Source organism: Bradyrhizobium sp. AUGA SZCCT0176 (assembly GCF_018130145.1).
In the GTDB taxonomy this organism is placed as follows: domain Bacteria; phylum Pseudomonadota; class Alphaproteobacteria; order Rhizobiales; family Xanthobacteraceae; genus Bradyrhizobium.
On the sequence record NZ_JAFCMB010000019.1, the window covers coordinates 86,864 to 95,153 of the forward strand.

Annotated in this window: 7 protein-coding genes and 1 riboswitch; of the genes, 2 read left to right on the forward strand and 5 right to left on the reverse strand. The window is 63.1% G+C overall.

Annotated features, from left to right (window positions below; genetic code table 11):
* Positions 1 to 35: 35 nt before the first annotated feature.
* A complete protein-coding gene (locus tag JQ600_RS30190) occupies positions 36 to 1,085 on the reverse strand; it encodes a hypothetical protein (protein ID WP_212390680.1) in 1,050 nt (349 codons plus the stop codon).
* Between the two features lie 170 nt (positions 1,086 to 1,255).
* Positions 1,256 to 2,404 (reverse strand): 2'-deoxycytidine 5'-triphosphate deaminase, encoded by a 1,149-nt coding sequence (locus JQ600_RS30195; RefSeq protein WP_249133844.1) that lies wholly within the window; start codon positions 2,402 to 2,404, stop codon positions 1,256 to 1,258.
* A 78-nt stretch (positions 2,405 to 2,482) separates the two neighbouring features.
* A riboswitch (SAM riboswitch) is annotated at positions 2,483 to 2,562 on the forward strand.
* 72 nt (positions 2,563 to 2,634) lie between these two features.
* Here JQ600_RS30195 and JQ600_RS30200 point away from each other — a divergent pair.
* The gene (locus tag JQ600_RS30200) at positions 2,635 to 3,828 is read left to right on the forward strand and encodes an O-succinylhomoserine sulfhydrylase (protein WP_212390679.1); all 1,194 of its coding nucleotides are present in this window, start codon (positions 2,635 to 2,637) and stop codon (positions 3,826 to 3,828) included.
* Positions 3,829 to 4,006: 178 nt separating this feature from the next.
* Here JQ600_RS30200 and JQ600_RS30205 read toward each other — a convergent pair whose 3' ends face one another.
* Genes JQ600_RS30205 through JQ600_RS30215 form a run of 3 tightly spaced genes read right to left on the reverse strand, consistent with a single transcriptional unit; the run spans position 4,007 to position 7,036 of the window.
* Positions 4,007 to 5,032 (reverse strand): SGNH/GDSL hydrolase family protein, encoded by a 1,026-nt coding sequence (locus JQ600_RS30205; RefSeq protein ID WP_212265333.1) that lies wholly within the window; start codon positions 5,030 to 5,032, stop codon positions 4,007 to 4,009.
* A gap of 13 nt (positions 5,033 to 5,045) precedes the next feature.
* On the reverse strand, positions 5,046 to 5,804 hold the full coding sequence (locus JQ600_RS30210) for an SGNH/GDSL hydrolase family protein (protein ID WP_212265334.1): 759 nt from the start codon (positions 5,802 to 5,804) through the stop codon (positions 5,046 to 5,048).
* Complete coding sequence (locus tag JQ600_RS30215) at positions 5,804 to 7,036, reverse strand: OpgC domain-containing protein (protein ID WP_212390678.1); 1,233 nt, start codon at positions 7,034 to 7,036, stop codon at positions 5,804 to 5,806. The genes JQ600_RS30210 and JQ600_RS30215 overlap by 1 nt, the downstream gene beginning before the upstream one ends.
* Before the next feature lie 245 nt (positions 7,037 to 7,281).
* Here JQ600_RS30215 and apaG point away from each other — a divergent pair, with 245 nt between their 5' ends.
* Positions 7,282 to 7,674, forward strand: a complete 393-nt coding sequence (gene apaG, locus JQ600_RS30220; protein WP_212265336.1) for a Co2+/Mg2+ efflux protein ApaG — start codon at positions 7,282 to 7,284, stop codon at positions 7,672 to 7,674.
* Positions 7,675 to 8,290 lie beyond the last annotated feature (616 nt).

Consider the following 8,290-nt stretch of genomic DNA (forward strand, 5'->3'; position numbering starts at 1 on the left):
GGGGCCCTGCGCGATTGCAGGCGAGCGCGCTCCCTTTAGCCAATCGACCAGACGAACGGTGCCTTTCCGCCGGTTGGCGGCTTCAAATGGACCGGAATATGGCGGCCGCAGCCGGCCGCCAGACCCTCGAACAATCCCTGCAGGACGCTGGCGCAGGCCGGGTGATAATCGCCGACATCGGCCATCAGCTTCCAGCTTTGCTGCCGGATTTCGAACGTGCCGTCGGACTCGCTGATCTCAACCGCATCATCCTGCGCCTCGAACAGCGCACGCAGGAAGCTGGCAAATTCCTTCGGCCCGCCGCGGCTCGCCCCGAGGTTTTGCGCGATCTCGTCGAAATATTGCATGCCGATCAGCTTGCCGGTGAGGTGCAACAGATATCGGGCATCCTCCGGGCCGAAGCATTGCACCATCACGGGAGCCGCGGTCTTCACATATTCCATCGCGTAGTTGCGATAGGCCTTTTCCAACCGCGGCTTCGGCCAGCTTGCAACAGGCAATGCCGGCGCGGTGGCGGGATCGAAGCGCGGCGCTTCGAGATGCCGCGCGAACACCATCCGCGCATCAAGGTCCAGCGGATGATCATATTCGCAGTAATAGCCTTCGAGGCCGTCCTGGCCGTCGACGCTTTGCTTCGTGCAGACGAAGCCGAGATTGAGATTGCCGAGCGCCACGCCGTTATTGCCGTGCCATCCGCGCAGCATCGCGCGCGACACTTCGCCGGGCACGCCGCAGATCGCGGTGCCACGCCAGATCCAGCGCGGCGGCGGATAACGGATCCAGGCCTTGCGATCGGTCTCGTACATGTATTCGACATGAACGCCGCCGATCCAGTTCGAGAGATAATGATACTGCGCAGCCGCGACCGCCGGCGGCAGATGGCTGAGCCCGAGTTTTTCCAGCCCCGGCAGGAAGCGTTCCTGCTGCTGGCGGCGAAACACCCGGAACACGAATTCGGCGGCGTCCGCCGTGCCGCGGCGGGAGACGACGGTGAGAACGAGGCCGGTGAAGAACGCGTGACAGAGATCGGCCACGCTGCGCCACTTCGCCCATTGCGCTTCCCGGGCTGCTTGCTCGCCGCTCATGTTCTCTCCCGCCTTCATTCGTTGTTGGCGACGAGCATATATCAGCCGTCATTGCGAGCGCCAGCGAAGCAAGCCATGCCACTACGCGTGGAGAGCATGGATTGCTTCTTCGCTAACGCTCCCTTGCGCAAACGCTTCGCGTTTGTCGCAGGCAATGACAGAGAGCGAGGCTACAGCCGGAAATGCTTGCTCAGCTTCAGGCCCTGCGCCTGATAGTTCGAGCCGATGCGCTGTCCGTACATGGCGTCGGGCCGCGCCAGCATCTTTTCATAGACCAGACGGCCGACGATCTGGCCGTGCTCGAGGATGAAGGGCACTTCGCGCGAGCGCACTTCCAGGACGGCGCGCGAGCCCTGCCCGCCGGCGCCGGCATAGCCGAAGCCGGGATCGAAAAAGCCGGCATAATGCACGCGGAATTCGCCGACCAGAGGATCGAACGGCACCATCTCGGCGGCGTAATCCGGTGGAATCTGCACCGCCTCTTTCGACGCCAGAATATAGAACTCGCCGGGATCGAGGATCAGGCTGCCGTCCGGGCGCGCCGCGATCGGCTCCCAGAATTCATCGACCGCATAGCCGCCGCGGCGGTCGACATCGACCACGCCGGTGTGGCGCTTGGCGCGGTAGCCGACAAAACCGCCGGAATTCGCGCCGCTCAGATCGACGCTCAGCGCCACGCCATTGGCGAGATCGGCGTCGTCGATATCGACCAGCCGCTCGGCCTCATGCAGCGCGTCCAGCTCGTCCGCGTTGAGGATGGCGTCGCCGGTGCGGAAGCGCACTTGAGACAGCCGGGATCCCTCGCGCAGCAGCACTGGAAACGTCTTCGGACTGATCTCGGCATAGAGCGGCCCGTGATAGCCGGCGCCGATCATGTCGAAGCGGCGGGTGCCGTCCGCGATCACGCGGGTGAACACGTCGAGCCGCCCGGTCGAGCTCTTCGGGTTGGCGGCGGCGACGATCTCCGGCGGCAGCGCGAGGCTCTCCAGGAGCGGCACGATGTAGACGCAGTTGGTTTCCAGCACCGCCCCGTCAGTGAGGTCGATCTCGTGCAGTTTCAGCTCGTCGATACGCTCGGCGACCGTCGCACCCGGCCCCGGGAGGAAGCTCGCGCGCACCCGGTAGGCGATGTCGCCGAGGCGAAGATCAAGGCTCGCGGGCTGGATCTGGCTCTCGACAAAGGGATAGGCCGGCAGGATCAGGCCCGCATCCGCCATCGCCGCGATCATGCGGTCGGGCAGAATTCCGTTGGCGTCGGGCGGCAGCGTGAAAGGCACGGCGGTCCTCAAGGGAGCCCGGGAGGATGACCCAGATGTCATCCAAACCTCATAAATATGGGCATTTAGGGGTTATCCGATGGCCGGCTTGACGAAAAGGGCACGAGGGAATATCAGCATGACTTATCCCGTGGTGATTTGAGCCGGCCGGCTTGCAGCCACGTTAAATAAGTCGCTAAACAGGCCGGGGACACGTGTGATCCCGGCCTGTGGAAATTTTTCCAGGCCGGTTTTTTGTGACCATTTTCAATGGTGGTCACGATGGAGGTCACATGCCTGAGTCTAAGTCTACCACCCGCTATCGTCCCGAAACCCGCCTTGTCCATGGCGGCACGCTACGCTCGCAGTTCGGCGAGACGTCCGAGGCGCTGTTCCTCACCCAGGGCTACGTCTACGACAGCGCGGAGCAGTGCGAGGCCCGATTCAAGGGCGAGGAGCCCGGCTTTATCTATTCGCGCTATTCCAATCCGACGATTGAGATGTTCGAGCGCCGCATGATCCAACTCGAGGGCGCGGAAGCCGCGCGCTCCACCGCGACCGGCATGGCCGCGGTGGCGACCGCGATCCTCGCACCGCTCCGGGCCGGCGACCACGTGGTCGCTTCGAAAGCCCTGTTCGGCTCCTGCCTTTACGTGGTGCAGGATCTCTTGCCGCGCTACGGGATCGAGACGACGCTGGTCGACGGTCTTGATCTCGACCAGTGGCAGCGCGCGTTGCGGCCGAACACCAAGTCCTTCTTCCTGGAGAGCCCGACCAATCCGACGCTCGACGTGCTCGACATCCCGGCGATTGCCGAGATCGCGCACAGTGGCGGCGCACGGTTGATCGTGGACAATGTGTTCGCCACGCCGATCTGGCAGAGCCCGCTGACACTCGGCGCCGACGTCGTTGTCTACTCCGCCACCAAGCACATCGACGGCCAAGGCCGCTGCCTCGGCGGCATCATCCTGGCCTCGGAAGCCTTCGTCGCCGAGCACCTCCATAACTTCATGCGCCATACCGGCCCGTCGATGTCGCCGTTCAACGCCTGGGTGCTGCTGAAGGGACTGGAGACGCTGGCGGTACGTGTACGCGCGCAGACCGAGACCGCCGGCAAGGTTGCCGATGCACTGGCGAAGCATCCGAAGATTTCGCGGCTGATCTATCCCGGGCGATCAGATCATCCGCAGGCTGAACTGGTGAAGCGGCAGATGCGCGCCGGCTCGACCCTGGTCGGCTTCGAGGTCAAGGGCGGCAAGCAGGCCGCGTTCCGCTGCCTCAACGCGCTGCAGATCTCGCGGATCTCGAACAATCTCGGCGACGCCAAGAGCCTCGTCACCCATCCGCCGACCACGACGCATCAGCGGCTGACGCCGGAGGCGCGCGCCGAACTCGGCATCAGCGAAGGCTTCATTCGCTTCTCCGCCGGGCTCGAGCATGCCGATGATTTGATCGAGGATTTTGCGCAAGCGCTGGAGAAGGCGTGAGCTGCTGAGCGGCACGTGTAGCCACACAACAGGTGTCGTCCCGGCCTTAAGCCGGGACCCATTACCACAGGGCGTTGTGAGTTAAGGAAGTCGTCGTGCACCGCCTAAATCAGCGCGGCCGCGGCGTATGGGTCCCGGCGTTCGCCGGGACGACAGCGGTGTGTAGCCGCGACAGTAATCACATCGGCCGGTACGTCCGGACGTTCGACGGCACGTTGACGCCGAGCTTGATCTGGCCGACCGAGCGGATGATGTCGTCGCCGAGCAGCTGCGCGAAGCAGGCGTAGCCCCAGTCGCTCATGTGCAGGCCGTCGGCGATGACGAAATTGTCCATCGGGATCGCCTGCTTCTCGTGCCAGTCGCGCATCACCTCGAAGCGCGGGAAGATGCCGACCTTGCGCAGTTCGGCGACCTTGTTGAGCAGGTTGATCATCTTGCCCGCGCTCTCCGCGCGTTCGTTGACGCGCGGCGAATATTGCGGATCGATCAGCACCAGATCGGCGCCGGTCGCCTGAATGCGCGCGACACCGTCTTCCACCAGCTTGATGGTCTCAGCCGGATCGAGATTGCGCAGCACGGCATTGGTGCCGACCTGCCAGATCACCAGGTCCGGATGCATGTCGATGACCGAGGTCTGCAGCCGCTTCATCATTTCAGGCGCGTCCTCGCCGCCCTGGCCGCGATTGATCACGGTGATGTCGGCGGTCGGATATTGCCGGTGCAGCTGCGCTGCGAGGCGGTTGGGATAGTTGAACTCCGGCGAGGTCGCGCCGAAGCCCGCGGTCGACGACGATCCGAACGCGATGATCACCACCGGCTCGCCCGCGGCGAGCTTGCCCGCGACACGCGGCAGCGATCCCATCTTTTTGGCGCCACCCTTCGGCGGCAGGCAGGGAACACGGCTGAAAATGTCGGCGGCCGATTTCGCGACCTCTTTGGCCTTGTCGATCGCCTTGCCGGTAACGCTCCTTTGCGCCGCCGGACCGGACGGCTCGGCGGCCGCCACGCTGCCCGCACCCGTGGTCGGCGCCGCCGGCGGTTTGGCGGCTTCAGTTTTGGCCGTGTCGGACAGCGTCGCCTGCTGGGCGGTCTGGGTCGCCTGCGCCTGCACCGGCAAAACGGACGCCGGCATCATCAGCACCGTCGCCGCGATGGCGAACGCTGCCAGCGATGTCGACGGCAAAAAAGGGCAGTAACGACTCATTTACGCTAGTTCCTCAATTCTGCTGGGCCGGGTTCACATGCGCCGCGTCGATCACGAATTTCGACAGCGCGCGGCCGAGGCAATCGTGCACCCGCTTGGCAAGGTCAGGGCCATGCGACGTGCTGGACAGGTCGAAGTCTCCCGCGTCGCTCCAGTGCCGCATCATGGAGAAGCGGTCGAACAGGGGAACGTCGTGCTGCTGCGCCACCACGCGCATATTATCCAGGTAGGGCGGCGCGGAAATCATCGTTTCAGTGCGCGGGCTGTATTGCAGATTCATCAGGATCACGTCGGCCCCCGCCTTCTGCAACGCAGCCACACCCTCTTCAACACCGGCGCGGAAATCATCGGGATCGATCGATCGGATAGCATCGTAGGTGCCGGTCTGCCAGATAACCAAAGTAGGCTTTCTTACTTCCACGAGCTTAACAAGTCCGCCAGCGACCTCTTCGGCCGTCTTCTTGACCTGTAGTTCTACGGATACGTTCACCGCGACCTTCGGAAGCGCCTCCTTCAACATGACCTGCAGCCGGCCAGGATAGGCGCTGGCTTCGGACGCCGCGATGGTCGACGACCGGCTGCCCACCACCAGAATCTCCAGCCGGCGGTCGCCGGCAATGGCCGTCTCGACCTTAGGCAACTTACTCTCGGACGTCAGCAGATAGGCCGGAACCTCGCAATTGGCAGGGGCATCCTCGGCGCGCACGGGAGCCACGGCCAGCAAGCCGGCAATCAAGGTCAGCCCCAGGATCATCACCGGGTTGGACTTCATCAGCCCCCTCCCGCCATATCGGCGTTGCCAACAGCGCCCTTTTTCTTCGAGGCATTCTTGTCGGCGGAATGCTTGTACCACGAAATGACCCACGCCATGCCGGACATGATGAGTACCCCGACGACGCTGATCAGGAAATGCAGGCCCGCTCCACCGGAGATTTCGGCCAGCACGAAATGCCCCGCGAAGGCGAGGAAGACGCCGAGGCAGAATATCTCAAGCGAATGCTGCCCGCACAGGATCAATGGTCGCAGCCAGGGTGATTTCAGCCCCGGCCAGTCCTTGTGCAGGAAGCGCACGGTGAGCGCCGCCAGCGCCAGGAAGTGCGCGAACCGCAGCACATCCAGGTCGGTCTTGGTGATCGGGTACATCCACTGCTCGACGAGCTTCGGCATGAAGCGGCTCAATTGCGGGATGTGCCAGGTCAACGTGACGAAGAAGGCGGCCAGCAGATAGGCAATGCAGATCCACATCGTGATCCGCGAGGAGAGTATCGCCGACATCCGCTCGGCGCCGCCGAGCGCGCACCAGGCGCCGAACACGAACAGCAATTGCCATGCGAACGGATTGAAGGCCCAGAATCCGTTCGGATAGGCCGACAGGTACAGATCGAAGTGCCAGGTCGCCGCGTAGAGCGCCACCGACAGCGCCAGCGAGACGTCGGGCCGCCACTTCATCAGCCACAGGATGAGGGGCAGGAACAGCATCAGCACTATATAGAGCGGCAGCACGTCCATGTTGACGGGACGGAATCGCAGCAGCAGCGCCTGGATGATCGTGACATCCGGCTGCTTGAGGAAATCCATGATCCCCATTTCTTCCGAATACAGCGGGTTGTTGAAATTGGTGGCGACGTAGGAAATCTCCGCCAGGAAGATCGTGAACAGGAACACATGCGCCACGTAGATCTGCCAGACCCGCCGCATGATGCGGGCGGTGGCGATCACGAAGCCGGATTCCAGCATGGCGCGGCCATAGACGAACGCCGCGGTATAGCCGGAGATGAAGATGAAGATCTCGGTGGCGTCGGAAAAGCCGTAATTGCGGATCGTGAACCAGGTCAGGATGTTCGCCGGCAAATGATCGATGAAGATCAGCCACAGCGCCAGCCCGCGAAACAGATCGAGCCGCAATTCGCGCTCGCCGGCCGCCGGCAGCGTGATCGCCGGCGCGGAGGTTACCGCGGCGTTACTCACGGATGGTCCGGTAATTTGATCGGCAATGGACGACATCGGGCACCGTTTTGGCAGCGAATCTGACGCAAATTGCACGGCACGAGGGCACAATATCGGCCCCCCAAGCACGCAAGACAAGCCAGATACGGCGATCTGGACCGCGCGGGTGCGCCTTAGGGCGAAACTGTGTTGAAACAAGGATGGAATAGCGTGGACGCCCCGCCCCTGCCGGCCGGCCCCGCGATTGGTTCCATCGGCTTTCTTGGCTATGATGCGGCACAGGATTCTGGAAGCTTTTATTCATGTACCGCGCCGTCACCCGTCAGATCGAAGTCACCGTCGAACCGAACTTCATGCCGGACCACCCGTCGGTCGCGAAGGGCCAGTATTTCTGGTCCTACACCATCGTCATCACCAATTCCGGCAATGAGACCGTGCAGCTGCGGACGCGGCACTGGATCATCACCGACGCCACCGGCCGCAAGCAGGAAGTCCGCGGCGAAGGCGTGGTCGGCGAGCAGCCGGTGCTGGCCCCCGGCGAACGCTTCGAATACACCTCCGGAGTGCCGCTCCCCACCGCGTCCGGCTTCATGACCGGGCGCTATCAGATGGTCAACGAAAGCGGCGAGAAATTCGAGATCGACGTGCCGACATTTTCGCTGGATAGCCCGGATAACAAGCGGGTGTTGAACTAGGGGCGAAGGCATTCGGCGCTGGCTCCTCTCGTCGTCCCGGCGAACGCCGGGACCCATACCGCGTGATCCCTCGATGAGGCTCGGTAGCAGAGACCATCCGCAAAACTTCTTCCTGTGGTTATGGGTCCCCCGATGCGCAATTGCGCATCTGAGCTCAAGGCCGGGACGACGGCGGTGTTTGTTGTTGCACCGTCATCCAAACGCAGTTTTGCATTCTCGCGACGCATTGCGTCCGAGCTTTGCCAGAAATTCCTTACCCTCCTAAATAAGAGGGCGCAGGGAAGACCGGGTGCGCGCTGCACCCGCGGTCCCGTGTGCGGTTTGCACTAAGTAGGCTGCACACGAGCATACAGGGCAGCGGAGAACACCCGGCCTTCCCTGCGCAATGGCTTTACGGCTTATGCCGTGATCTCCCCGGAGACGAGTTCTTGGTTGACTCCGTCGCTGCCGTTCAGCTCTCGCCTACCGACAGCTTGACGCCTGCAACGGGCACCAGGACCACACGGTTTTGCCGTACGCTCATCCACGCCGTCGTCGAGGCGTAAACCAGCGTCCACCGCAACCCGTCCAACGTCCGTGACGACGGCCGACGCCCTTCTGAGTAGGACGGGATGGC

Excerpts from the sequence above, each read along its gene's own strand:
- JQ600_RS30190 (WP_212390680.1), bottom strand. The coding sequence starts at position 1,085 with ATGAGCGGCGAGCAAGCAGCCCGGGAAGCGCAATGGGCGAAGTGGCGC.
- JQ600_RS30195 (WP_249133844.1), bottom strand. The coding sequence starts at position 2,404 with ATGACATCTGGGTCATCCTCCCGGGCTCCCTTGAGGACCGCCGTGCCT.
- JQ600_RS30200 (WP_212390679.1), top strand. The coding sequence starts at position 2,635 with ATGCCTGAGTCTAAGTCTACCACCCGCTATCGTCCCGAAACCCGCCTT.
- JQ600_RS30205 (WP_212265333.1), bottom strand. The coding sequence starts at position 5,032 with ATGAGTCGTTACTGCCCTTTTTTGCCGTCGACATCGCTGGCAGCGTTC.
- JQ600_RS30210 (WP_212265334.1), bottom strand. The coding sequence starts at position 5,804 with ATGAAGTCCAACCCGGTGATGATCCTGGGGCTGACCTTGATTGCCGGC.
- JQ600_RS30215 (WP_212390678.1), bottom strand. The coding sequence starts at position 7,036 with ATGTCGTCCATTGCCGATCAAATTACCGGACCATCCGTGAGTAACGCC.
- apaG (WP_212265336.1), top strand. The coding sequence starts at position 7,282 with ATGTACCGCGCCGTCACCCGTCAGATCGAAGTCACCGTCGAACCGAAC.